Origin of the sequence: Halobacteriovorax sp. HLS, from assembly GCF_004006665.1 — a bacterium.
Classification (GTDB): domain Bacteria; phylum Bdellovibrionota; class Bacteriovoracia; order Bacteriovoracales; family Bacteriovoracaceae; genus Halobacteriovorax.
Window position 1 is genome coordinate 391,364 of the sequence record NZ_QOCL01000009.1, and the last position, 22,986, is coordinate 414,349.

The following is a 22,986-nucleotide window of genomic DNA, read 5'->3' on the forward strand; positions in this document are numbered from 1 at the left end:
CTCTAGTGGACATAGAATAGATCTAAAGCGAGACTAAAATGAACCTACCAATAATGGATGATGATTTTAAAAATTTACAACATGAGTACGCTCTAGAGCTTCCGGATTTAATTGATACAGTAGAATCAAATCTAATGAGTATTGAGACTCAAAGTAATATAGAAAAATCGATCAAGGATTTAAAGCGAGTTGTCCATAGTATAAAAGGGACTGCTGGTTCTTATGAACTAAAGTGGGTTTCAAGTCTATGTCATCAATTTGAAGATCAACTTGATGATACACAAGACGCTTTAATTATGGATCCTAAAAAGAATATTGAGCAGTTTTTTAAATATGTAGATCTCTTTAGATCTTATGTTGCGAGCTTTTTAGACGGTGCCGTCTCTCAGGAAGAGTTTGATATTGCACTAAGAAAGTTAAGGCAAGACCCTCTGCTTGAAGTAGATGGTGAGAGTATTGAAAAAAGAAAGGTTTTAATTGTAGAGTCGGCCTCTACTTTATTAAAAGCTTATAAGCTGCTTATTTCCTCTCTAGATATGAACTACTCTACTGCTATGAGTGGTAGAGAGGGCTTCGAGAGACTTCTTATTGAAAAGTATGATTACCTTATCACTGGACATGCCACAGGAATTGTTGATGGCCCTAGTCTTATAGCGATCACTAAAGTTTTTAATGGAGCTTCAAGAGGAGTGAAAACAATCCTTACAACCTCTATCGATCAATTAGACTTAGAGCCCGAGCAGATGCCTGATATCTTGATTGAAAAGAAACTTGGAATGATGGAAAAAATAAAAGAAGTTTTTTCTGAGGAGTCCGCTAAAGAAGTTCTTGATGAAACAACACTTCCTTTTAAAAAGGTTCTGTGTATCGATGATGATAATGCCGTATTGAAACTTTTGAAGCTTGCCTTTTCAAAACAAGAGGATGTTGAATTCTTTTTTTCTAATCATTTTAACAAAAGTGAAATTCAGGTTAATCAGCCAGAACTTATTCTTCTCGATTATTTTATAGATGATAGAACAGGTGTAGATATCTTAAAAGAGCTAAGAGATGAATGTGGTTACGAGGGAGAAGTTGTATTCTTAACTGGTACAACTTCTCAGGATGATCTTCAAGAAATGTATGACTCTTCAGCAAGTGGAATTATTGAAAAGCCATTTAATCCAAAGAGTCTATATCAACTTTTAGCTGATATCTTTAAAAAAGCGGCCTAGTGTAGAGACTCGTAATATTGATATAGGCTATCGATAAGCTTACTATACTCGGCCGGTCCAACTATTGTTGAAAAGCTTTGCTCACTTTCCATTGTCATCTCTAAATAATCTTGTTCAGAGGAAATAACTTTATCGCAAAAGTTCTTACCGAGATCATTTTTAATCTCTTTTGCTACAAAGCGAATAAACGCATCTTGTGAATTTTCATCTGTCATTTCACTACAACTCTTTTCCATATAGAATTCAAAATCCTGTAGTTGGGCAAATGATTGCCAAGAAAATAGAAGTACAAAGACTAGTAATGTTTTTTTCATAGAGTATCCTTTTTTGATGTTATTTAAAGCATGATTTGTGCCAAAAAAGGTACGTTATTTCAGTGGTTTAGAGGGAGGTTTGATGGATAAATTCTATACATTGTTCATACTTTATTCATATTAAGTCATTAAACTAAATAGAAAAGTTAATCTATTTATAGGTGGCACTATGATAATTTTTCTAGATGATGATCCCGATTTAGCAAATCTTCTTGAAAAGAAATTCGCAAACTTTGGTGAGGATATAGTTGTTTTTTCTTCAATAAAAAAGCTGATGGAAAGTGAATTATTAGAAAAGGCCTCTCTATTATGTTTTGATATTAATCTTGATCATGAAAATGGTATTGAATTTTTTAAAGAAATTCATCCCCTGTATCCGAGTGTTTCGTCTCTTTGTTTTTCAAACTACTCAGATCTTTTAGAGGAACAGCTTCAGAAGGTTGGTGTAACTAACCTTGTTTGTAAAGAGGATGGGATTGATCTTTTAATGAACGAGGTTGGACGAATTCTTGATGAAAGAAAGCTCTATTCTAATGTCGCCTCATAAGTGGAGTTTTCTAGTCAGACAATGGAAAAAAAAATAAGAAGATATTGACGAAAACTATTTATTCTAAATAAAATACATTAATTATTAATAATTTTTTGTGAGGAATAAATGGCAAAGAAAAAAACGACAAAGAAAGCAGCAACTAAGAAACCGGCGAAGAAAGCATCTAAGAAAAAAGATATGCTACTTGTTGGTTCTAAAACTAAAGAAGCTCTTAAAGGTAAAGGATACAATGTATCTTCTGATACTTTAGATGCTATGAATGAATATGTTTACTGGCTAATTGATCAAGCACAGAAGAAGTGTACTGCTAATGGTAGAAAAACAATTAGACCTTACGATATCTTAGCTTAGTTCTACGTTACTTTTAGGCGATTTCAATATCGCCTAAAATTTCTTGTTAATTTCTATATTTATTAAAACTTAATTTTTCCTAAAGAATACTATTTCACTTCATCTTCATTTCTTCATTCCGACAAGTAGGGTAAGGAGTGTTTATGAATTTAAAAAAGCGGTTAGTTTTATTCTTTCTTTTAGTTGGTTTAGTTCCCTTTGGAGCAGGAGTATATTTTTCTGTAGACTCTGCATCTGACGCATTAACGGAAAGTGTTCATGACAAATTGTCTGCTTCCGCTGCTCTTATATATGGTCAGCTTGAAGGACTCTATGAAAGTAGATATTCTTCCGCTTCTGTTCTTTCGAAATCTAGAAAATTACAAGATATTTTTGTTACGGCTGACTCTAGTGACTGGTCTAGTGTAGAAAAGTATAATTCATACTTTAAAAGTCTTCTTGATGAAACAGGTTTTGAAGATATGCTCTTTGTAACAAATGAAGGCCGTATCCTTGGAGCACTTGATCATCCTGAGATTAATGGATCTAATATGAGTCAGTTTAAAGATACTCCACTTTACGCTGCTTGGAAGAAGGCGATGTCCACTCCATATAATAATACGGACTCTATTCAGCACGCAAAGTATCATCCGTATAAAGTTTGGAAAAATGAGCAAGAGTCATTTCTTGTTACAAGGTTTGCTCCAAACTCTAAAGATAGAGGAAGGTGGTTAAAAGATCAGAGTATTGGTTCAATTATTTTTCAAATGAGTGCTAAGAGGGTTGATAGCATATTGAAAGATCGAATCGGAATGGGAGAGACTGGAGAAACTTATCTTGTTGAAATGAAAGATGATGGATCAACTATCTATGCTTCTAATCGTGTTGTAAAAAAGGGGCCTGTTGGTAAAGCAAAGAAAGGTTCTACTATAACGAAGCTTTTTAAAGATAAGAAGAATTTTAATGTCACTAAAAAGGGCTCTACAGGAGTTACTGAAATTGCTTACGCAACCTACTTTAAATATAAGAACTCTGAATATGGAATATTTACAACTCAATCTAAAGATGAGGCCTTGGCATCTGTTATAAGTTTAGAAAAAACGATGGCAGTAGTTGCACTTATTTCATTAATAGCAATTGGCTTTATTTCAACAATGATTGCTAATCAAATATCTGGACCTATCTTGAGTATAAGTCGCGAACTTTTCTCTAGTGCAGATAAGGTTTCAGACGCTTCTAAAAAAGTTGCTGACACTAGTTCTCGATTATCATCAGCTACAACTCAACAAGCTGCAGGTCTTCAGGAAACTGTTTCTTCAATTGATGAAATTAATGCAATGATCGATAGAAATACTGATGCTTCTAATGAGTCTAAGAAAGTTTCTGAACATAGTCGACAAGTTGCAGAAGAAGGAAAGCAAACGATTGAACAAATGATTGCTTCCATTAATCAAATTAGTAAGAGTAACTCTATGATTACTGACCAAATGAGTGATAATAACCAAAGAGTTTCTGAGATTGTTAAACTAATAAAAGAAATCGGTGATAAGACTACAGTTATAAATGATATTGTTTTTCAAACAAAGCTTCTTTCTTTTAATGCTTCTGTTGAAGCAGCTAGAGCAGGCGAGCATGGAAAAGGTTTTGCTGTTGTTGCAGAAGAAGTTGGAAATCTTGCGAATATGTCTGGAAAGGCCGCTGAAGAGATCTCTGAAATGCTTGAAAATAGTGTGAAAACAGTTGAAGATATAATTAATACTTCTTCTAGTAAAGTTGAAGGACTTATAAATACTGGTAAAGAGACAGTGGATAAAGGTTCAAAGTTAGCTGAAAAGTGTGGTTTAGCTCTTGATAAGATTGTTGAAAACGCTTCAAAAGTTAATAGTCAGATTTCTGAAATTGCAACAGCTTCACTTGAACAGTCTCAAGGTGTTAAAGAAGTTAACGATGCTATGAAACAAATCGATGAAGTAACACATATGAATACTCAGATCTCGAACGAGACGAGTTTGCAGGCAACGACATTAGAAGATGAGTCATTGCTTCTTTATAAAGAAGTAAAAAGACTTGAAAGTCTTGTTAATGGAGCTTCCAATAAAAAGGAAGCTAACAGCTCAAAAGATGCTGATGTCTATGAGATATCTAACGATAGTGATTTTGAACAAGATAAAGCCGCTTAACTTTAATTGACTGATTTAAAGCTAGTTCCTATAATGGATAGAAATAGGAGCTAGCTTTGAAATGGATTTTATCGATATACCTCTTGTTGTTCTTGGTTTCTTGCGCAACAATTTCCCCAATAAAGAAAGAATTTTCCTCGATTAACAAAATTAAGTTAACAACTGGAAAGATTCATAATGGAACAGTGAAGAAGATCTCTCTTTTGTATCCGTTTAAACTTATTAGTGCAGACCTCTACTGTCATGATATTAGAATGGTTACTTCAGCACCTAAGAATGGACGTGTAGAAACTTATTTGTCAGCGAATAGACATAGATCGACCGGTCATATTGATTGTGAGTATAGATTTACTGTCGATAAGCTAGAAAAGAAAATCAGCGTGGCCAGCTTTAAAATTGTTGAAGCTGATTATCCTCTAAAAACCCTAAAAGTTGCAAAGAAGTACGCTAAATTGAGTGATGAAAACCTTGAAAGATGGAAAGTTGAAACCGCTCATATGAAGACTGTTTATGAAGGGGTGATTCGAGATAGAAAGCTTTTCAATGGTCCATTTAAGAAGCCTCTTAACTCTAAGATTACTGCTATCTATGGCTCAAAGAGAGTCTTTAATGATATGAAGCACTCGTGGCACTCAGGAATTGATTTTAGAGCTAGGCCGGGAACGAAGATACCATCATCGAATAGGGGAAAGGTTATCCTTGCTAGGCACCACTTCTTTACAGGTAAGACAATTATTCTAGATCATGGAATGGGGATTCTTACAATGTACTGTCATTTAAATGAATTTAAAGTTGCTGAAGGAGATATTGTTCCTCAAGGCGCCATTATTGGACTTTCAGGTAATACAGGAAGATCAAGCGGACCTCACTTACACTGGGGTGTGAGAGTAAATGAAAACTGGATTAATGGATTTACTCTCTTAGATATTTAAAACTTAATAATAAGATATGTTCCTGTGAACAGAAGTACAGTTCCAAGAAGTCGATAGATATTTATTGACTTCATTGGAAGCCCTAAAATTCCATAGTGATCTAGAATTAAGCTCATTATTAATTGACCCGCAATAATGAGTGAGACCCATGCTGTTGAGCCAAGCTTTGGTACAGCAAAAATTGCGGCAAAGACAAAAGCACTTCCAATGAATCCACCTGTTAATAGTATGGGACTAAAAGAAGTTAGTTGGGCCATGGTCGGAAATTTAACAGGACCAGCGATCATAAGAGTAAGAAAAACGAGAAATCCTCCACTAAAAGAAATGAAGGCCGCTACTAAGGGATGGCCAATTTGTGTGGAAAGTTTTGCATTGATTATGGCCTGAAACGGAACAAGCAGTCCGGCGCAAACACCAAGTATTATATATAGAAATTGATTCATATTTTATCCTTTGCTTGATTATGCCACTTTTAGCATCAATATGAAAAGCTTTGCGCTTGCATCAAATGGTTTATATGCGAAAATAAGATATCTAAAGAATTGGAGAATTAATGTCACTGACAGTCATCTTACTTATACTAAACTGTTTAGGGGTACTCTTTGTAATCCAAAGACTAGTCTTTTCTAAACAAGAATCATTAAAAGACGAGCTATATCAATTTAAAGAGCAAATCGTAGACCGACTCAACCTGTCATCTAAGGAGAGAGTAGAGGATCTGCATACTTTTAAAACAGACTTATTTCAACATCAACAAGAAAGTATGTTGGGACTTCATAAAATTATTGAAACTAGACTTGATAAGATTTCTAACAAAGTTCAGGAAAACTTGGATAAAGGTTTTGAGAAAACTAATGCCACTTTTCAAGGAGTCATTGAAAGGCTTGCAAAAATTGATGAAGCTCAGAAGAAGATTGAAGCTTTGTCTACAAATGTTGTTTCATTACAAGATGTACTAACAGATAAGAAAAGTCGTGGAATTTTCGGAGAAGTTCAGCTCTCTAATCTTTTAAGTTCTGTCTTTGGTGTAAAGAATGAAAAAGTCTATAATCTTCAATATTCACTCTCAAATAAGAAGATTGTCGATGCTGCCCTTTTTCTACCTGAACCAATAGGAACACTATGTGTGGATTCCAAGTTCCCACTTGAGAACTTTAAAAGGATGATGGATAAGAAAAGTACAATTGTAGAACAAGATCTCGCGGCCAAGGAGTTTGTTAAGAACTTAAAAAAACATATTGATGATATTTCTAGTAAGTATATTATCACTGGAGAAACCTCGGATCAGGCAATTTTATTTCTCCCTGCAGAAGCTATTTTTGCTGAGATACATGCATATCATTCAGAGATTGTGGATTATGCTAATTCAAAACGAGTTTGGCTCGCATCTCCTACAACTTTTCTTGCGACGCTTACAACTATTCAAAGTGTCATGCTTAATTTGGAAAGAAATAAGTATATGTCTGTCATGCATGAGGAGATTAATAAATTAGGCGAGGAGTTTGGCCGTTATCAAGAGCGCTGGGATGATCTGTCCAAGCATTTGAATACTGTAACTAAAGATGTAGATAAGATACATATCACCACTAATAAAATCTCAGGAAGGTTTCAGAAAATTATGGCCGTAGACATTGAAAATGGTGACTATTTAGAGTCTGGGGACTAGTCTGGGCCTTAAAATATTGCTATACTGCCAGATAATTAATGATTTTTAACGGAGATATTATGAGTTTTGAAGTATTTGTAGCTATTTGCCTTGTTGTTTGTTGGGCGTCTTTTCCAATCTCATTAATTATTGCAACTAAATCTTTTGAAGACGATATTATCGGTGGTGGACATCACGACGAAGAGCACTAAGCCGCTTTTGTATTCGTCTTAAGTATCTTCGCAACTAAAGCGGGGATGATTTCGACCTTAAAAGGCTTTGGAAGTAGCATGACACCGTCTAAGGCCTTTAATCTAATTTCAAAATTTTCCAATTCTCCAGTAATTAATAACACAGGAATATTTGCAGATGATGCTATTTCATTAGCTAATTTTATTCCGTCTTTCTTTGGTATATTTAGATCTGTAACCACCATAGAGAACTTCTGATTCTTTAACTTTGTGCTGGCCTCAAGCCCATCGGTAGCGCAAATCACTTGAAAGTCAGCATCTAAAAGTGCTGTCTGTATGAGGTTTCTTAATTTAACATCATCTTCAACTAACAATATATATGGTTTAGTATTCTTGTGTTGATGCATTAGATATCCTTTGTCTTTTTAAGTTATATAATTGTCGGCTTAATGGGTGAAAATAAAAACTTAAGATTTTTAAAGGATTAAGTGTTTAGTAATTTCAGATAGTTATAAGTGTTCTAATAAGGGAGCTGTCTCTTGGAATAGTTAGAAAAGTGCAAACTAAAAGTGTTTTATAAGCCACTTTCTTAAGTGTTGTATCTCTTCAATATCGATCTCATGGCCCATATGGTATTCGTGCCATTCGATATCTAGTCCGTCATCGAGAAGTGTTAGGGTCTGTTGTTCTACATCCTTAAAAGGGATGGCCTGATCCACTTGACCGTGGGCGATAAAAATAGGTGTCTCGCTCAAAATATCACTATGCTTATACTCCATCCTTTCAAGATAGATCCTTGGACTTAAGCATATAACACCAGCAAATTTTCTCTTAAGCTTTAAAAAGCTATGTATCGCTATACAGCCTCCTTGAGAGAATCCGGCGATAAAAATATCTTCATTTTTATATCCATGAGCGGTTAGTTCATTAATTAGTTCTTCGATGAGATCAATAGAGTTATGAATTCCTTCAATCGGGTTTCCTGGTGGTAGATCGTACCAAGAAAAACCAAAGAGGTAAGGCTTTGGTGCGTTTACAAGCAGAAAGTCGAGACAAGTTTGATTAAGCTCATTAGCAATATCAACGTAAGAGTTCTTGTTATCACCAATTCCATGCATGAGGATCATGATCTTAGTTGAGCTAACTGGTCCACTAAATTTAGCAGGCAAAAATGTACTATCTAAAACTTTCGAAGAAAACATATTCATTTTTTATCAGCTTAGACGAGAAGATACAAGTAAGCTTGGCGTATTATGCCTCGTGGCGTTAAAAGTAAATATTCGATAAAATATAATGTATCCAAAATAAGGATAAGTACAATCAGGGAGGTACTAGAGTGTACGAACTACTAAAAACACAATACAGAGAAGAACCAGTTAATACTCTTCGTAAAGAAGGCTATGTTCCAGGTGTTGTTTATGGAAAAGGTATGGAGTCAGTTAGTTTTAAAGTAAACTCTCTTGCGATTACAAAATTCCTACACCACTCAGGAAAAGTATTTGAAGTTGAGATCCAAGGAAGAGGAAAGCACTTAGTGTCACTTGATAATATTCAATTTGATAATATGGGTGACAAGATGATGCACGTTGCTTTTCACAAGATCTCTGCAAACGAGAAGACTACAGTAACTCTTCCAATTCACTTTGAAGGTACTGCTGTAGGAACTAAATCAGGTGGAATTATTCAACACGTTCTTAACGAAGTTGAAGTTAAAGGACTACCAGGGGATATGCCAGAATATATCGTTGTAGACGTAGCGTCTCTTGATATACATGGACATTTCTGTTTAAAAGACATTCCAGCACCTAAGGGACTAGAGTGGGCACATGATATAGAAGCAAATGTTGTTTCTTGTCATCCACCAAAAGTAGAAGTAGTTGCTGAAGAAGTTGTTGAAACTGAAGCAGTTGTAGCTGAAGAGGTTACTACTGAAGACAAGCAAGCAGCTTAATCAATTTTTTTTAAAGTTAAATTGGCCCAAGATTTTCTTTCTTGGGCCTTTTGTCTTTTTATCCTTAAACTCCTTTTCCCAATTTAATAAACCGACGACTAAATTTAGCTGGGTTCAAGACACAACAAACCCTTACAAAGGGAAGTGTTATGAATATGATATAAAGACTGGTGGACAAGAGTTTCAAGTTAAGGTTTCTAGGCAAAAGTGCCGCCCTAGTGAGACAGAGTACCTATGGATCGAAAATAGTAATGGACTATCTGGAAAGTGTTACGAGGTAGACTCTGAAACAAAGGGGAGCTTGTATTCTTTATCTGTTTTAAATGGAAAATGTCTTTTGGAAAAAAAGTCTTTTCAATTTGTTCAAACCAGTGAACTTTCTGGAGAGTGTTATCAAATTATTTCTGACACTAATCGAATGAAAGTTAAAACAGATTCGTGCAAAACAAGTGAAGTAAGTTATCATTGGCTTAGTTCCTCTTCTGGATGGGGAGGGAAGTGTTATGAGATTGATGCTAATGATGGTCCTAGTGCATTTATTAATAAAGCAAAGCATGAAATGTGTCGTCCAAGTAAAGTTCGCTATTCTGTAAGAACGAGTGAATTTAATCAAGCAGGAGATTGCTATGAAGTTGATAGCGAAAATGGTAGACAGGCCTATTCCTATAAAGTGAGAAGAGAGAATTGTTTCACCGCCAAAGAGAGTGAAAAAAAATATGCTTGGAAACAGGTTGGGCCTTATAAAGGCGAGTGCTTAGAGTCTCAAGTCTCTAGTGATAATAAGGTCACAATTAAAAAATCTAATTATGAAAATTGTGTGGACTTCAAAGTTAGAGAAAAATTTATAAAGCTAGATCCCGTCTCAGGTGTCTGTGTGCTCGTTGATGACGAGACTTCTGGCAAGTTATTTGTGCATCAAATATCTATGTCGAAATGTAGAAGTCAGATAAAGGAATTTGATTATCAATTTATTACTCTTTCAGATGGAAATGTACGGTGCTACGAAATTGATAGAAAGACCCAAGGTGAGAGCTATATAAAGAAAACACTGATTGATGAATGTCAGGATCTTAAAATAACTCCAAAGTGGTTTGCTGATGAAGATGACCCATGGAGTGGAAAATGTTTAGGAGTTAATGAAAAGGGTGAAGTGCATTCTAAAAAGAGTTTAAATCCTTTAAAATGTAGACCGGAGAAAGTAAAAGTTCTGTGGCATAATTATGAAAGATTTAATGGGTTTTGCTTTGAGGTTGACGGTGAAAAGGGTCCTGAGTATTACGCTAAGAAAATTGATATCTCCAAATGCAAGCCAACTTTTACTAAATTCATTTTTTATAGAAAGAAGAATGAAAAGAGTGGGAATTGCTTTGATGCTGACTCAAAGACTGGTGGAGAACTCTACCATAAAAGGGTAGGAGCAAAGTCTTGTAAAAGAGAATTGCCCCAAATTAAAAAAGACTAGATACCAACAGCACTTTGCAATGGTGCTTTATTGTATGTAAAAAGTTCTGTTAGATAACTCGTCTTGTATTGAACGTAGTGAGCAGAACCAGGAATTACTGGATTCATAATGGAGCCCTTCACTGAGTAGCTATCCTTACTTAATATTTCACTATCATGTTCTCTGTTTAAGCTACAATGACCTAGTTCGTGATAGATCATAACTTCCCTTTGATAGCTACTTGCCTTATCCCACCAAGATTTCTTGATAATAACTTCTTTCGTTCCGTCACTATAGCTATTACAAACTCCGTCAAAATTTTCGTTAGAAGTATCACCAAAGTTAACTGGAATATCTCCAATATTAAAGCTTGGTTGATTGAGATACTTTCTCGCATTTGAAGTAAAGCTATCTGTATAGGGTTTGAATGTAGAGTCCGAAGAAGCAAATTGTCTTGTGCCACTAATATGTTGAATATGCTTTTGCGAAGCTACTCCACATCCTGTAAAAGTGAGTAATAAAAATGTCATAAGTAGTAATTGTTTCATTTGATCCCCTTAAATGTCACACACTACTAAGAGCAAGAAGGATGCCGAATATTACCTTATAATTTCAGTAGTTTAATAAGATTTTCTTGTAAAAAAAATGTACAGTGATCTAAGTTGTCTCTTTTTTAAACACTAATTCCATGTATAATTTAACTATATTTAATTGAAGGTAAGTATGAATAGAACAATCTTAATTGTAGATGATGAAGAGGATATTAGAGATCTTTTAAAGGTTTACTTTGTTGATGAGGGATACAAAGTTATCGAAGCAAAAGATGGATTAGAAGGCTACTCTAAATTAGAGAATGAAAATGTCGATGTCATTATTTCTGATGTTAAAATGCCAAATTTAAATGGAATTGAATTTTCAAAAAGAGCGAAGGCCTTTAAGCCTGATATTCCAATCTATCTGGTTACTGCATTTAGCGAATATACTGAAAAAGAAGTTTTGGCCATTGGTGTTGAGGCCATAATATTTAAACCTTTTGATATAAGTGAAATTGTCGATTTAGTAGATCGTCATTTTAAATAGTCCTATGAGAAGTTTATCACAGTGGCTCGAAGAGTATGGACAAAGTCACCAAAATTCAGTCAATCAGACGATTCATAAGATATGCGTTCCTTTGATTGAGTTTTCATTGCTGGGGATATTTTGGTTAATTCCAACGCCGCAGATCTTTTGGAATATTCCTTATCTAAATTGGGCAACTCTGTTTAGCTTCTTAGCATTAATCTTCTATGTTTCTCTTCTTAATTTCAAGTATCTCCTAGGTTCAATATGCATGCTCTTTCCGATGCTTATTCTGATCTCATTTCTTAAAAATAGCTATGGTGGAATTATTATTTATGGATTTGGTTTGATCTTTGCTCTTTCCTGGATAGGTCAGTTTATAGGTCATAAAATTGAGGGGAAGAAGCCATCTTTCTTTAAAGACTTATTCTTTCTTTTAATTGGCCCTCTATGGGTATTAAAGTCACTCTTTCAAAAATTAGGAATTGAAGACTAACTCTTTTTAAAAGTTAAATTATAAATAGTTTGGCCTCTTTCAAGGTACTTTCTTTCAAAGTGAGTACGTCCTCGTACACCATCTCTAGATGTGATCTCTTTACTTTCAATTAATTGAAGTTTCCAAGTTGAAGTCATAAACTCTTTACATTCTTGTGCATAGAAAAGCTCATTCGTTGCAAAGATGATTTCTCCATCGGGCCTTAATGTATGGATAACCTGTTGCATGAAAGGCATGGCATGGAATCTCTTATTTTGATGTGCAGGTTTAGGGTTCGGATTTGGAAAGAGAAAGAAGTACTTACTAACAGTCTCCTTTTCAAGAACATGAGATATCCATGAAATAGCATTTTCGTGTAAAGGTAGAAGATTTGTAGGGCTACCATGATTAATAAATCTTCGGTGAAACTTTTCAAACTTATCTCTTGTGTGCTCCAATGCCACGAGGTATCTGTCGGGATTTGCACCAGAGTATTGTATGGGATGAAGACCAACTCCACAGCCAACTTCTATATCAAGAGGTAATGAAGGGTACTCAAAAGAATCTATTTTAGGTTTAGGAATATTATCTATGGAAAATTTTCTCATTACAATTTTATATCAAATTTCTAATATAGTTAAAAGAAATTCGTGCTATAAGTAGGAATGAATGAAGCATATCTCTATGGACTAGGCGCTAATTTGACTTTCGCCCTTGGTTCTCAGATCTTTACAATGTACTCAAGAAGAATCTCATCAGTTTGGATGAACTTCTTTAAAGCTCTTGTAGGTCTTGTATGCTTTGGTCTATCTGTTTCATTATTCTCTACATGGAATAGTATTTCGCTGACATTCTTTCTACTATTTTTCAGTTCTGGCTTTATTGGTCTTGGAGTTGGAGACATATTCTTGCTTAAATCCTTTAGTGAGATGGGTCCTGGTAGAACGCTTATGTTATTTGGATTTCAACCTCTGATCATTGGCATTTTGAGCTACTTTGTTTTTGGGCAGACAATCGACTCTACTAAATTTTGGGCGATTGCTTTTTTTATTCTCTGTCTGGGCACTTTCTCGATTGAATCATTTAAAAGTTCTGGCTCGTGGAATGTTCGCGCTATTTCTATTGCTTTTCTAGGAATGACTTTAGATGGAATAGGAGTTGTCATTACCAGATATAGCTTTGATAATAATCCTCTGATTGGATCGATGGAGGGGAATTTCTATCGCTGCATTGGGGCCGTGAGTGTCTTTCTCATTCTATCGATAATTAGACCTTTTGGTTTTTTACAGAAATGGAAAATGCAAACCACAAGAGATAAGTTATTGCTTTGTGTTGGAAGTCTTCTTGGAACATTCATATGTCTGGCCCTCTATTTGAAGGCAATGCAAACAGCACACCTAGCAACTCTTTCGGGAATCGCTATTACAGGAACTATCTTTTCAAGTTTATTTGAATCTATTATTGAAAGGAAATGGCCAAGTAGATATTTAATTCTAGCTTTTATTTTCTTTTTATTTGGAATGAACTTTCTTCTTTTCTAAAGAATTATCTCCAAAAATCTTCATGATAGTTGAACTTTGTCAGTCTTCTCACTTCTTGTAGGTAAGTATCTAACTTCTGTGAGAACTGAAACTCTGGAAATATGTACATACCCCATAAGTGTGAAGCTATCATAATGTCTAAGATAGTTATTTTTTCACTCTGATAAAATGGAAGCAGCTCCTTTTCTAGAGAACTTAATGTCGTACTGAGTCCGTTTAGAAAAGTTTCTTTATTTTGTATGAGTTTTGAAAATGGTCCTCGTTTAGATTCTTTCTTATCTTGAAAATACTTTCTCGATTGATCATTGAACTCTGGTGTCCACATCCAATATGGCATACATAGTGAGTGAACATTTGATCCAATTTCGCTAAGTAGAGAATTTAGTTCTTCTAACTTTTCTTCAGTTAATAAGTCACAACGCAATAGGTTGTCAGTATCAAGGATTTTTATAATATCTAAGCTCTCATTACTTACTCTTGAATCTCCAAAATCGAATATAGGAAGCATTTTTACTCCCATTAATTGAACTGGAGTAGATTCATCGTCGTATGGAAGAACAATGGATTCATATTTAAGATTTAAAAGGCCTAGGGCCATTCTAACTCTGACACAGAAAGGGCAATGTACGTAATGATATAGTTTCATAGCAATATATTAGTAGATGAGACTTTTAGTGGCAATTAAAGAGTAGAATATTAAACATTTTCTTAACAGAGTGAGTTTATCTAATTAGAATAATATGTATTATAGGAGAATATAGTGTCACTAGAATTAATATCAAAAGATAAGAGGTTCTATCCTTTGTTTTGGACGATGTACCTAGGTGCATTAAATGATAACTTATTTAAAAATGCTCTCGTTCTATTAATTACTTATAAAAGCATTTCTTTAATGGGAATGAATTCCGGAGCGCTAGTTGCGATGTGTGGAGGGATTTTTATTCTTCCTTTCTTTCTCTTTTCGGCAACTGCAGGCCAGCTGGCAGATTCTAAGTCTAAAACCACTTTGATAAGAATCACAAAAATCACTGAACTCATCGTCATGACTTTAGCGGCAATTGGTTTCTACTCTAACAGTTTCACTTTATTATTAATCGTCCTCTTTTTAATGGGAACTCAGTCTACTTTCTTTGGACCTTTGAAATATGGAATCATCCCTCAGTTGCTCAAAAAAGATGAGTTAGTTTTAGGTAATGCCTATATTGGAGGTGGAACCTTCTTAGCTATACTTGTTGGAACAATTTTAGGGGGAGTTGTTGTTTCTACAGATGATCCCGGACTTTTGAGCTCCCTAGGAGTGCTAAGTGTTTCAATATTAGGTATAATTAGTGCTTTTAAGGTTAAGAATGTTGAGGCGGTAGATTCTACAGTTAGGCCTGACTATACTTTTGTTAGGCCAACAATTGAGATTATCAAGTTAACCATGAAAGAGAGAAGTATCTTTCATACTTGTATGGGAATTTCTTGGTTCTGGTTTATAGGTGCCGCAATTCTTTCTTTAATCCCTAGTCTTTGCAAAGATGTATTTAATGGTAATGAGGCCGTTGGAACTCTTTTTCTCGCAACCTTCACCATTGGGATGGGGATTGGGTCTTTTCTAGCAGAGAGACTTTCTCAGAAAAGACCTGAAACAGGTATGGTCGCAATAGCAGCAGTCCTAATGAGTATCTTTCTTGCTGACCTTGCTTATAGTGCTAGTCAATATAGCTTTATCCAGAGTGAGAATCACTTTAGTGTTTTAGAATTTTTAAGACAAGACTACTCTTTAAGGGCAATAATAGACCTATTACTTGTTTCAGTCTTTGGAGGAACATATATCATTCCTCAATTTACTTATTTACAGGACTTTACTCCAAGAGCTATTTTATCTCGAGTGATTGCTGGAAATAATATTTGGAATGCGATCTTTATGGTATCCGCAGCAGTTATGATTATGGTGTTGAGTTCTCTGAGTATGAGTATCGCACAAATCATTCTTATCATTGCTGTCTTAAACTTTCTATTTTCATTCTATCTCTATTATGTAAACTCTGATGTTACACTTCGATTTCTCTTTTGGATAATGTCCAAAGTCATCTACAAATTAGAGATTGAGGGCAGAGATAATATTCCTACCGATGGAGCAGTAGTTATTGCATGTAACCATGTTAGCTTTATTGATTGGGTTTTAATTATGTCTGCTAGTCCAAGACCTGTTCGCTTTGTCATTGACTACGCCTATTATTATGCAAAGGGTATGAAGTTTTGGTTTAAGCAAGCTCATTTGATTCCTATTGCGACTAGAAAGCAAGATCCTCAAATCCTTAATGAGGCCTTTGAACTTATTAAACAGTCCTTGGAGGAGAAGGCCGTTGTGGGGATATTTCCTGAAGGCTGGATTACAAGAGATGGAAAGCTGAGAAAGTTTCAACCAGGAATTAAGAAAATTGTTGAGACGACTCCTACTATTGTTGTTCCAATGGTAATAAAGGGACTATGGGGATCTTTCTTCTCTTTTGAAGGAAAGGGAGTTTTAAAAGGTTTCTCTTTGAGAAGAAGAAGAGTCACTCTCAAAATTTTACCACCCATAGCTGCTGATAAATTTAACTTTAAGGAATTAGAAGAAATTATACATAGTGAGGCACAATGAAATATCAAAAAGATGGAAATACTGTATTCTTGGTCGCTGATAAGGGTGAGAACCTATTTGAAGCTCTTTATAAGGCCCAAGCAGAGCTAGGTTTTACTGGAGCTCAAGTAAAGGGGATAGGAGCTCTAAAAAATATCGAGATTGGTTTCTTTCATTGCGATGAAAAAAATTATGATAAGACCATAATAAAGGAAGAGAAAGAGCTTCTTTCATTAGATGGGAACTTTACTTTCAATGAAGGAAAACCATTCTTTCACTTGCATGCAGTACTTGGTAATGAGGATTATACAACAAGTGGTGGGCATCTCTTTGATGCGACCGTTGCTGTAACATTGGAAATCTATCTGCAATTAAATAATTTGAAAGTAGAAAGAAAGCCTAATGCTGAAATTGGACTTAATTTGTGTGAGCTTTAAGTGAAGGAAGTAATTGTTGTAGACCTTGATGGGACCTTGGCCGACTGTGAGCATAGAGTTCATCACGTTGAACAGGTACCTAAAGACTGGAAGTCATTTAATGAGAAAATGGAGTTTGATAAACTTAACCTTTGGTGCAAGAAAATTATAGACTCAATGAGAAGTAATGGCATCGAAACAGTTTTACTTACTGGAAGAGGGGAAGAAAATAGGGATAAGACTCTTAAATGGTTAGAAGAAAATGGAGTCGAATTTTTAGATCTTTACATGAGACCAGTAGGTGATGAGCGCGAAGATGCTCATATTAAAAAAGAAATTTACTTAGAAAAAATCGCTCCTAGCTATAAGACGCTCTTTGTTATCGAGGACCGTTTAAGTGTAGTGAAAATGTGGCGATCTATTGATGTTACTTGCTTGCAGTGTGAGTGGGGTGATTTTTAGCAGTGCGTTGCGGCGGTAGTTGAGAGTTAAGAATATGTTAGTTGTGAAATACGATCAGACTATAGTAGAACTATTATATACATTACTTTACGTCTCCAATTGAGGCAAATAGAGGATTAGTGAGCCCAAGACTGCAAATTGTAAAAAATGATAAAATTGTAACGATTATTGGTGACTTCGCTGAGGATAAATTACTCCTTAATGAAGCCACTGATTACTTTAAGAACTGGCTTAATGAGTATCAAGAAGTTCTTGAAGATGACTGTCACTTCTACTTTGAAGATAAGACAGGAAATAAAACAGAATTTAAGTTACAATAGAAATTAGCTAGAACTATAAACCAAGGATGGTTAAATGAAGTTACTTCCATTAATAGTAATGACACTTCTCATTACAACATCATGTAAAGAGCAAAAAGAAGAAGACAAAGCTCCAGATGAAACTTTTAGATTTGGCAAAGAAATCGCCCCTGAGAGAGCTTTATCTGATAGTGAATTTTCACTAATAAAATCAACATGTACGGACTTACAAAATAAGAGAATTAGATTTAGTGAAAGAGGAGATAGGGAGTGGAGTTTTATTTTTACACTGCTTGAAAAATCTTGTTCTGATTCTAACTATGGTGCACCTATAGAAGTGAGCTCGGCCTTAAGAGTTCCTCGCAGTGGCTCTGTGTTCTTTGAGGCCCCAAGAGTAGGAACTTTCTCTTCGGATATTTTAACTGATGAACATCCTAGTTTTGAGGAAATCTGCACTAGTGTTTTAAAAGATATTAATGTTACTAATACGATCACTAGTGGAACTGTAAAGTATCAGTATCGTTTTATTAAGGCGCAAGAAGGAGCAATTTTAGAGATGGCAAAATTCTCTCAAAACGTGAGCGGTCGTTATACTCCTAACTTTATTGAATCATACTCCGTTCTTTCTTCTGCTTATGCCCATAGAGGTGGGATGGTTTACGAAAGGTATCGCGTGACTCCTTGTTCAAATGGATCTTCCCAGATTTACCGTCAGACTCTAAAAAAATAATTTCCCTATTCTTAACCATAACAGTTATCAGCAATGTTATGGTTAAGACTAGATATGGTATTAGCTCTACTAGCCTCAGTTTCCAATCTTGTTTCATTTACCATCCTTGGTTGAAACACTGTCTACTTTCCTATAAGCAAGATAAAGGCCAACATTTTCATACATTACAAGGTCAAAATATCCCCAAATAGTTTCATATAGTCACCGATGTCAATACTCTGTTAAGTCTTTGTGAACTCTTTTGTAGACTCTTGTAATAATTTGTTGAGCTTTCTATAGTGTGACTTCTGGAGGTTCTATGAACATTTTTTTTCTTTCTACTCTTATTTTAAGTACACCTACTTTCGCAACAGAAATTATTTTTCCAAAAAATTATAAAAAAAAGATGAGGGCTTTCATCACACATGCTGAGCCACACGATTTTGATACATTTAAAGTGAGTAATAGATATAATAAAGAATATATTATTATTTGCGCTGGGAATCCATTTCATAATAATAGAACTTCATATATAGAATACGAAAACTTTTTTGGGGTTCATTCGGCCGACTTTAGGTTCAGTAATAATTCCGACTGTCACACTCTAAAGGAATATCTTACTGCTGTCTTTCCAAGTATCAATAAAGAAAACCCCATTGAAATAACCTTCGACAGAGATAAATATGAAGTTGATACAATTATCTTACCAAATTTAGATATGCATGAAGATGGGGAAAGTGAAAAAGATATTTTAAAGTTAAGTACATTGTAGATTGTTTATCTCAAGAATTAGTTCATAATGGATGAATGGAAAGTGGATTAAGAAAGAATATTTCAAAAGTATTTATATTTAATAGTAGTTGGATGTTTCTAATTGTTCTTCCTGTCATGGTGCCTTACTTGAGATCTAAGGGCCTATCCATGCAGGAAGTCTTTGAATTACAGTCTATATTTTCATTCTTTGTTCTCATTTTTGAATTACCGTCAGGATATATTGCAGATTTAATTGGTAGAAAGTACTCTCTCGTTGTGGCCAGCTTCTTTCATGGACTTGGTTTTTCCATTATGCCTTTTGCTGACACATTTTGGCACTTAGTGGGCTTTGAGATTCTTCTTGCTATCGGTGTTTCACTTTTTTCGGGAACAGATATTTCTATAATCTATGACTCTATTGCAGCTATTAAGAATAAAGGACCAGCTGATGTGGAGGGAAAGCTTATTGGGAAAAAAATATTCTACTCCCAAACATCTGAAGCAATTGCTGCTGTGGTATGTAGTTTTCTTGTCATCTATCATTTAAATCTTCCTGTTTATGTGCAAGCGATAACGTGCTGGATTCCATTTTTCATTTCCTGGACAATAGTTGAACCTCCAAGACTATTGATGGATAAGTCTAAGCATAAAGACAACTGGCTCCATATCTTAAAGACAGTCTTTCGAGGAGGAGCTCTACTTAATTTAATACTTCTTAACTCAATTTTTTATTCAGCGTCTACATTACTTGCTGTGTGGGCCTTCCAAGATTATTGGAAAGTGCAGGGAATAGATTTAAAGTATTTTGGACACCTCTGGTTTTTAACAAATATTGTTGTAGGAATTGTCGCTAAATATGCTCATTCCATTGAACAGCGACTTGGTAGTGTCGTAACTTTAATTCTCTTAGGTATTCTTCCCGTTGTAGGTTACTTTGGAATGGGATTCTCTGGAGGAGTAATTGGTGTAGTTTTCTGCTTCTCTTTTCAAGTAAGTAGAGGATTAACTCAAGTCATTTTAAAAGACGCTTTGAACTCAAGAATAAGTGGCGAGTTAAGAGCAACCGTTAATTCTATGGTTGGTCTTGGAATGAGGTTTGTCTTTATTATTGGTGGACCACTACTAGGTTGGCTAATTGATAATAAGGGATACGAAGTGGCATTTGGAAGTTTTGGAAGTTTCTATCTATTAATATTTGTCTTCCTTCTACTTCCGATTTTAAAGCTTAAAGGGGAGTTTAAATAGTGCGACCTCGAAGCCGCACTATTTTAAATTAGAAAGAAGTTGCAGCTTCTACAATATCTTTTTCACTAATATTATGAAGTGAGTATAGCTCATCTGCTAAGTACGCAGATTGTCCAAACTGACCTCTGTTTGCAAGTGACTTAACTTTAAAATCAATATTATTAAGTGCAAGTTCGTGAACTAGTGTCGCTCCCATTCCACCTATTAGTTGATGATCTTCAATTGTAATCAACTTTCCAGCTGTCTTACTTAGTTCGGTCTTAAAAGTTTCAATATCAACTTTATTTGTAAATGGGTTGTTGATAACAGTGGCAGAAATATTTTTTTGCTTTAAAAGTTCCGCTGCTTTTAGTGCCTTTTGAACCATCGGACCATTAGCAACAATTGTTACATCTGTTCCTTGCTCTAAAACTTGGGCCTTTTCCCACTCATAGCTAAGACCTTCTTTGTAATGAGTAGGATGACTTTCTCTACCGTAAAAGAAAAGTACTGAGTCTGCTACTTGTCCAGCTTCACGTTTAGATTTACTCAACTCAATCGCCTTTGTCATATAAGCTTGCGCTTCACTTGAGCATGAGCAAACCACTGTTGTTACATGTGGAATGGCCGCGGTGGCCGCGAGGTAAGTTGTTGCTTGGTGAGATGCTCCATCTGCTGCATCTTGAAACCCTGCATGGCTATAAAGACCAATAATTGGAGCTTGTGAAAGAGAGGACATTATTAATGGAAGATTCCCTTTCGTTACTGCAAATTGTGCAAATGTATCTACAATTGGAATTAGGCCTTGCTTAGAAAGACCTACGGCAGTGTTAACCATATTCGATTCTGCAATACCAACATCAATGAAGTTTCCAGGAAATGCTTTTTGAAAGTCGCTTATTCCAGTAGAGCCCTGTAAGTCAGATGAAACAGAGAAAACAGGAAGACCTGATTCAACCGCTGCAATAGCAGCTCTTGCAAAACCAGGCTGAACTTTTTCTTTCTTTACAGAAGGAGCCGCTGCAGATTCTTCTTTTGCTTGGGGTTTAGAAGAAAGGATTTGTTGGGCCCATGAAGAAAGTTCTTCAGGAGTTTGTCCTTCAAAAATCTCATCTAAAAATGCAGTTAACTTCTCATCATATGCTTTTAGTGGATAACCATGACCACCAGAAGCACTTTCTTCAGTAGACTTTACCCCATATCCCTTTATCGTTTTCACAATAATACAAACAGGCTTATTAGGATTCTTTTTGGCCTTATCTAATGCCGTTTCAATCGTATTATGAACTTTTTGTAGATTGTGACCTTCACTTTCATTAATTACTTCCCAACCAAGAGTTGCAAGTGAGTTGAAAGTAGGGTTCATTGAGAATGAGTCGGCTTCAATTCTTCCTGAAAGTTTTGTATTGTTGTCAGAAATTACTAAAACAAATGGGTTTAGTTGTCCTTTTGCGGCGAGACCAGGAATAGCAGCAAAACTCTCTTTCGTTTCACCTTCCATACTTCCACCGTCACTTAATAGGCAGATGGTCGTTCTATCGTTTCCAATAATTTTATCTGCTAGAGCAAGACCTTGGGCCTGAGGAACACCTGAACCAAGAGGACCGTTAGAGATAAAGACACCTTCAGGATTAAGGTGTGATTCTCCGTGACCAGTTAACTTACTCTCTACAGATCTAAACTTTCTAAGAGCTTCAAAAGTTAAGTCATCAAAACCATAATTTGCTCTTATCGCATAGATTCCATTTTCAGCATGACCAGCGTCGTTGACAAAATTATATTGATCAAACCAATTCGCATTCTTTTGTTTAAACATTATTGCGTGAATTGAAGAAGACATTTCTGCAAAAGCAGCAGGTCCCCCCCAGTGACAGGCGGCGCCACCTATAACTGCATGTTGATTCATGAGTGCAACCAAACCACGTGTCATTTTTGGACATGCCAGAGTCATCTCTGATCCATCGATAGACTTAACTGTCGTTGCATACTTTGGTTCATTCTTTGGTGTCGCAGCTAATTTATTAATTATTTTTAATGGCTTGAGAGTATTGAGTTTACTCATATATTGGCTCCATGAAGTTTGTTAAAAATGTGATCACATAAAGTTAGTCTAAAAACATTAGACTGTTAAGTATTTGCTGATTTTATTGCGCTGGATTGGATTATTAATAAGTTATTAAATTCAGCTAGATGTACTAGGTCTAAATGGGGTTTATTGTCCTTTCATGTCTTTGAAATCTTGATTTTGTTGGCAATTTTGTAAAAACTTGAGAAAAATGCTTGTTGAGATTTGGTTTGTAAGTGCCTGATAAGATAGCTAATTTAAGACAAAAGTTAATTTTATCTTAAGGGAAAATGAAATAATCCGATATAATTTATGTAGTAATAACTTGTAAGAGGTAAGTATGTGCGACGTATGCAAAGCTGAAAATCTCGACTCGGACTTTATGAATGGGGCAAGAAATAAGAATAATGCTTCAAAGTTGTATAGAGTTTTTAAAGGTCAAGTTGCAGTAGTAAAGACTTGTCCACTACATGATATTCAATTATTCATGTTAGGTGAGCAGAAGTTTCTTTTAGAGAATTTGAGTTTTTTAAAATTTTTAAATCAAAATAGGCGAAGTTTTATATCTAATTCATTCTAGCCTGATGACTTCTATTAGACTTATAATTAAGTCTAATTAGGAGTCAG

General features: G+C 35.2%; 28 protein-coding genes. 20 read left to right on the forward strand and 8 right to left on the reverse strand.

Annotation, left to right across the window (positions count from 1 at the left end; translation table 11 throughout):
* Window positions 1-38: 38 nt before the first annotated feature.
* A complete protein-coding gene (locus DPQ89_RS11500) occupies window positions 39-1,214 on the forward strand; it encodes a response regulator (RefSeq protein ID WP_127717088.1) in 1,176 nt (391 codons plus the stop codon).
* Here the strand turns inward: DPQ89_RS11500 and DPQ89_RS11505 are convergent.
* The gene (locus DPQ89_RS11505) at window positions 1,211-1,528 is read right to left on the reverse strand and encodes a hypothetical protein (protein WP_127717089.1); all 318 of its coding nucleotides are present in this window, start codon (window positions 1,526-1,528) and stop codon (window positions 1,211-1,213) included. The two genes, DPQ89_RS11500 and DPQ89_RS11505, sit on opposite strands and share 4 nt — an antisense overlap.
* A gap of 169 nt (window positions 1,529-1,697) precedes the next feature.
* Between DPQ89_RS11505 and DPQ89_RS11510 the strand changes: the two genes are divergently transcribed.
* The 4 genes from DPQ89_RS11510 to DPQ89_RS11525 all read left to right on the forward strand — a co-directional run bounded on the left by DPQ89_RS11510 (window position 1,698) and on the right by DPQ89_RS11525 (window position 5,520).
* Window positions 1,698-2,075: a response regulator gene (locus DPQ89_RS11510; protein ID WP_127717090.1), complete on the forward strand. Its 378-nt coding sequence runs from the start codon at window positions 1,698-1,700 to the stop codon at window positions 2,073-2,075.
* A 108-nt stretch (window positions 2,076-2,183) separates the two neighbouring features.
* Entirely contained in the window at window positions 2,184-2,429 is a 246-nt protein-coding gene (locus DPQ89_RS11515) for a hypothetical protein (RefSeq protein ID WP_127717091.1), read from the forward strand.
* Between the two features lie 143 nt (window positions 2,430-2,572).
* Window positions 2,573-4,588, forward strand: coding sequence for a methyl-accepting chemotaxis protein (locus tag DPQ89_RS11520; RefSeq protein ID WP_127717092.1), 2,016 nt, complete (start codon window positions 2,573-2,575; stop codon window positions 4,586-4,588).
* Window positions 4,589-4,644: 56 nt separating this feature from the next.
* Window positions 4,645-5,520: a M23 family metallopeptidase gene (locus tag DPQ89_RS11525; protein ID WP_127717093.1), complete on the forward strand. Its 876-nt coding sequence runs from the start codon at window positions 4,645-4,647 to the stop codon at window positions 5,518-5,520.
* Here DPQ89_RS11525 and DPQ89_RS11530 read toward each other — a convergent pair.
* Window positions 5,517-5,963, reverse strand: a complete 447-nt coding sequence (locus DPQ89_RS11530) for a DMT family transporter (protein WP_127717094.1) — start codon at window positions 5,961-5,963, stop codon at window positions 5,517-5,519. The two genes, DPQ89_RS11525 and DPQ89_RS11530, sit on opposite strands and share 4 nt — an antisense overlap.
* A gap of 110 nt (window positions 5,964-6,073) precedes the next feature.
* Between DPQ89_RS11530 and DPQ89_RS11535 the strand changes: the two genes are divergently transcribed.
* On the forward strand, window positions 6,074-7,186 hold the full coding sequence (locus DPQ89_RS11535; RefSeq protein ID WP_127717095.1) for a DNA recombination protein RmuC: 1,113 nt from the start codon (window positions 6,074-6,076) through the stop codon (window positions 7,184-7,186).
* 59 nt (window positions 7,187-7,245) lie between these two features.
* Window positions 7,246-7,377 (forward strand): hypothetical protein, encoded by a 132-nt coding sequence (locus DPQ89_RS18750; RefSeq protein ID WP_255411323.1) that lies wholly within the window; start codon window positions 7,246-7,248, stop codon window positions 7,375-7,377.
* Here the strand turns inward: DPQ89_RS18750 and DPQ89_RS11540 are convergent.
* Complete coding sequence (locus DPQ89_RS11540) at window positions 7,374-7,763, reverse strand: response regulator (protein ID WP_127717096.1); 390 nt, start codon at window positions 7,761-7,763, stop codon at window positions 7,374-7,376. The genes DPQ89_RS18750 and DPQ89_RS11540 overlap by 4 nt on opposite strands.
* Before the next feature lie 156 nt (window positions 7,764-7,919).
* Window positions 7,920-8,558, reverse strand: a complete 639-nt coding sequence (locus DPQ89_RS11545; protein ID WP_164848370.1) for an alpha/beta hydrolase — start codon at window positions 8,556-8,558, stop codon at window positions 7,920-7,922.
* A gap of 134 nt (window positions 8,559-8,692) precedes the next feature.
* Here DPQ89_RS11545 and DPQ89_RS11550 point away from each other — a divergent pair, with 134 nt between their 5' ends.
* Together DPQ89_RS11550 and DPQ89_RS11555 are read left to right on the forward strand one after the other, a co-directional pair.
* Entirely contained in the window at window positions 8,693-9,307 is a 615-nt protein-coding gene (locus tag DPQ89_RS11550; protein ID WP_164848371.1) for a 50S ribosomal protein L25, read from the forward strand.
* Window positions 9,308-9,644: 337 nt separating this feature from the next.
* Window positions 9,645-10,769 (forward strand): hypothetical protein, encoded by a 1,125-nt coding sequence (locus DPQ89_RS11555; RefSeq protein ID WP_127717099.1) that lies wholly within the window; start codon window positions 9,645-9,647, stop codon window positions 10,767-10,769.
* On the opposite strand, the gene DPQ89_RS11560 is transcribed toward DPQ89_RS11555, so the two are convergent.
* Entirely contained in the window at window positions 10,766-11,296 is a 531-nt protein-coding gene (locus tag DPQ89_RS11560) for a hypothetical protein (protein ID WP_127717100.1), read from the reverse strand. The two genes, DPQ89_RS11555 and DPQ89_RS11560, sit on opposite strands and share 4 nt — an antisense overlap.
* 175 nt (window positions 11,297-11,471) lie before the next feature.
* Between DPQ89_RS11560 and DPQ89_RS11565 the strand changes: the two genes are divergently transcribed.
* Window positions 11,472-11,828 (forward strand): response regulator, encoded by a 357-nt coding sequence (locus DPQ89_RS11565; protein ID WP_127717101.1) that lies wholly within the window; start codon window positions 11,472-11,474, stop codon window positions 11,826-11,828.
* A gap of 4 nt (window positions 11,829-11,832) precedes the next feature.
* Window positions 11,833-12,303 carry a DUF962 domain-containing protein gene (locus DPQ89_RS11570; RefSeq protein WP_127717102.1) on the forward strand — a complete coding sequence of 157 codons (471 nt, stop codon included), beginning with the start codon at window positions 11,833-11,835 and terminating at the stop codon, window positions 12,301-12,303.
* On the opposite strand, the gene DPQ89_RS11575 is transcribed toward DPQ89_RS11570, so the two are convergent.
* Complete coding sequence (locus tag DPQ89_RS11575) at window positions 12,300-12,890, reverse strand: hypothetical protein (protein ID WP_127717103.1); 591 nt, start codon at window positions 12,888-12,890, stop codon at window positions 12,300-12,302. The two genes, DPQ89_RS11570 and DPQ89_RS11575, sit on opposite strands and share 4 nt — an antisense overlap.
* Before the next feature lie 57 nt (window positions 12,891-12,947).
* Between DPQ89_RS11575 and DPQ89_RS11580 the strand changes: the two genes are divergently transcribed.
* Window positions 12,948-13,823 carry a DMT family transporter gene (locus DPQ89_RS11580; RefSeq protein ID WP_127717104.1) on the forward strand — a complete coding sequence of 292 codons (876 nt, stop codon included), beginning with the start codon at window positions 12,948-12,950 and terminating at the stop codon, window positions 13,821-13,823.
* A 4-nt stretch (window positions 13,824-13,827) separates the two neighbouring features.
* Here the strand turns inward: DPQ89_RS11580 and grxB are convergent, their stop codons facing one another.
* Window positions 13,828-14,469: a glutaredoxin 2 gene (gene grxB, locus DPQ89_RS11585; RefSeq protein ID WP_127717105.1), complete on the reverse strand. Its 642-nt coding sequence runs from the start codon at window positions 14,467-14,469 to the stop codon at window positions 13,828-13,830.
* A gap of 114 nt (window positions 14,470-14,583) precedes the next feature.
* Between grxB and DPQ89_RS11590 the strand changes: the two genes are divergently transcribed.
* The 7 genes from DPQ89_RS11590 (at window position 14,584) to DPQ89_RS11620 (ending at window position 20,315) form a co-directional block, all read left to right on the forward strand.
* Complete coding sequence (locus tag DPQ89_RS11590; protein WP_127717106.1) at window positions 14,584-16,452, forward strand: MFS transporter; 1,869 nt, start codon at window positions 14,584-14,586, stop codon at window positions 16,450-16,452.
* On the forward strand, window positions 16,449-16,868 hold the full coding sequence (locus DPQ89_RS11595) for a PPC domain-containing DNA-binding protein (protein WP_127717107.1): 420 nt from the start codon (window positions 16,449-16,451) through the stop codon (window positions 16,866-16,868). Before DPQ89_RS11590 ends, DPQ89_RS11595 begins: the two co-directional genes overlap by 4 nt.
* Entirely contained in the window at window positions 16,869-17,309 is a 441-nt protein-coding gene (locus DPQ89_RS11600; RefSeq protein WP_127717108.1) for an HAD family acid phosphatase, read from the forward strand.
* A 119-nt stretch (window positions 17,310-17,428) separates the two neighbouring features.
* Window positions 17,429-17,629 (forward strand): hypothetical protein, encoded by a 201-nt coding sequence (locus tag DPQ89_RS11605; protein ID WP_127717109.1) that lies wholly within the window; start codon window positions 17,429-17,431, stop codon window positions 17,627-17,629.
* A 34-nt stretch (window positions 17,630-17,663) separates the two neighbouring features.
* Complete coding sequence (locus DPQ89_RS11610; protein WP_127717110.1) at window positions 17,664-18,338, forward strand: hypothetical protein; 675 nt, start codon at window positions 17,664-17,666, stop codon at window positions 18,336-18,338.
* A 298-nt stretch (window positions 18,339-18,636) separates the two neighbouring features.
* On the forward strand, window positions 18,637-19,089 hold the full coding sequence (locus DPQ89_RS11615; RefSeq protein WP_127717111.1) for a hypothetical protein: 453 nt from the start codon (window positions 18,637-18,639) through the stop codon (window positions 19,087-19,089).
* Between the two features lie 35 nt (window positions 19,090-19,124).
* Complete coding sequence (locus tag DPQ89_RS11620; protein ID WP_127717112.1) at window positions 19,125-20,315, forward strand: MFS transporter; 1,191 nt, start codon at window positions 19,125-19,127, stop codon at window positions 20,313-20,315.
* Window positions 20,316-20,343: 28 nt separating this feature from the next.
* On the opposite strand, the gene DPQ89_RS11625 is transcribed toward DPQ89_RS11620, so the two are convergent.
* On the reverse strand, window positions 20,344-22,356 hold the full coding sequence (locus tag DPQ89_RS11625) for a transketolase C-terminal domain-containing protein (protein ID WP_127717113.1): 2,013 nt from the start codon (window positions 22,354-22,356) through the stop codon (window positions 20,344-20,346).
* A gap of 343 nt (window positions 22,357-22,699) precedes the next feature.
* Here DPQ89_RS11625 and DPQ89_RS11630 point away from each other — a divergent pair, with 343 nt between their 5' ends.
* Window positions 22,700-22,939, forward strand: a complete 240-nt coding sequence (locus DPQ89_RS11630; protein ID WP_127717114.1) for a hypothetical protein — start codon at window positions 22,700-22,702, stop codon at window positions 22,937-22,939.
* Window positions 22,940-22,986 lie beyond the last annotated feature (47 nt).

Bases quoted from the DNA above. Each gene is read 5' to 3' on its own strand.
- DPQ89_RS11510 (WP_127717090.1), top strand. From the start codon at position 1,698: ATGATAATTTTTCTAGATGATGATCCCGATTTAGCAAATCTTCTTGAA.
- DPQ89_RS11540 (WP_127717096.1), bottom strand. From the start codon at position 7,763: ATGCATCAACACAAGAATACTAAACCATATATATTGTTAGTTGAAGAT.
- DPQ89_RS11530 (WP_127717094.1), bottom strand. From the start codon at position 5,963: ATGAATCAATTTCTATATATAATACTTGGTGTTTGCGCCGGACTGCTT.
- DPQ89_RS11505 (WP_127717089.1), bottom strand. From the start codon at position 1,528: ATGAAAAAAACATTACTAGTCTTTGTACTTCTATTTTCTTGGCAATCA.
- DPQ89_RS11620 (WP_127717112.1), top strand. From the start codon at position 19,125: ATGGAAAGTGGATTAAGAAAGAATATTTCAAAAGTATTTATATTTAAT.
- DPQ89_RS11575 (WP_127717103.1), bottom strand. From the start codon at position 12,890: ATGAGAAAATTTTCCATAGATAATATTCCTAAACCTAAAATAGATTCT.
- DPQ89_RS11535 (WP_127717095.1), top strand. From the start codon at position 6,074: ATGTCACTGACAGTCATCTTACTTATACTAAACTGTTTAGGGGTACTC.
- DPQ89_RS11500 (WP_127717088.1), top strand. From the start codon at position 39: ATGAACCTACCAATAATGGATGATGATTTTAAAAATTTACAACATGAG.
- DPQ89_RS11570 (WP_127717102.1), top strand. From the start codon at position 11,833: ATGAGAAGTTTATCACAGTGGCTCGAAGAGTATGGACAAAGTCACCAA.
- DPQ89_RS11630 (WP_127717114.1), top strand. From the start codon at position 22,700: ATGTGCGACGTATGCAAAGCTGAAAATCTCGACTCGGACTTTATGAAT.
- DPQ89_RS11545 (WP_164848370.1), bottom strand. From the start codon at position 8,558: ATGTTTTCTTCGAAAGTTTTAGATAGTACATTTTTGCCTGCTAAATTT.
- DPQ89_RS11610 (WP_127717110.1), top strand. From the start codon at position 17,664: ATGAAGTTACTTCCATTAATAGTAATGACACTTCTCATTACAACATCA.
- DPQ89_RS11625 (WP_127717113.1), bottom strand. From the start codon at position 22,356: ATGAGTAAACTCAATACTCTCAAGCCATTAAAAATAATTAATAAATTA.
- DPQ89_RS11515 (WP_127717091.1), top strand. From the start codon at position 2,184: ATGGCAAAGAAAAAAACGACAAAGAAAGCAGCAACTAAGAAACCGGCG.
- DPQ89_RS11565 (WP_127717101.1), top strand. From the start codon at position 11,472: ATGAATAGAACAATCTTAATTGTAGATGATGAAGAGGATATTAGAGAT.
- DPQ89_RS11595 (WP_127717107.1), top strand. From the start codon at position 16,449: ATGAAATATCAAAAAGATGGAAATACTGTATTCTTGGTCGCTGATAAG.
- grxB (WP_127717105.1), bottom strand. From the start codon at position 14,469: ATGAAACTATATCATTACGTACATTGCCCTTTCTGTGTCAGAGTTAGA.
- DPQ89_RS11520 (WP_127717092.1), top strand. From the start codon at position 2,573: ATGAATTTAAAAAAGCGGTTAGTTTTATTCTTTCTTTTAGTTGGTTTA.
- DPQ89_RS11580 (WP_127717104.1), top strand. From the start codon at position 12,948: ATGAATGAAGCATATCTCTATGGACTAGGCGCTAATTTGACTTTCGCC.
- DPQ89_RS18750 (WP_255411323.1), top strand. From the start codon at position 7,246: ATGAGTTTTGAAGTATTTGTAGCTATTTGCCTTGTTGTTTGTTGGGCG.
- DPQ89_RS11615 (WP_127717111.1), top strand. From the start codon at position 18,637: ATGAACATTTTTTTTCTTTCTACTCTTATTTTAAGTACACCTACTTTC.
- DPQ89_RS11560 (WP_127717100.1), bottom strand. From the start codon at position 11,296: ATGAAACAATTACTACTTATGACATTTTTATTACTCACTTTTACAGGA.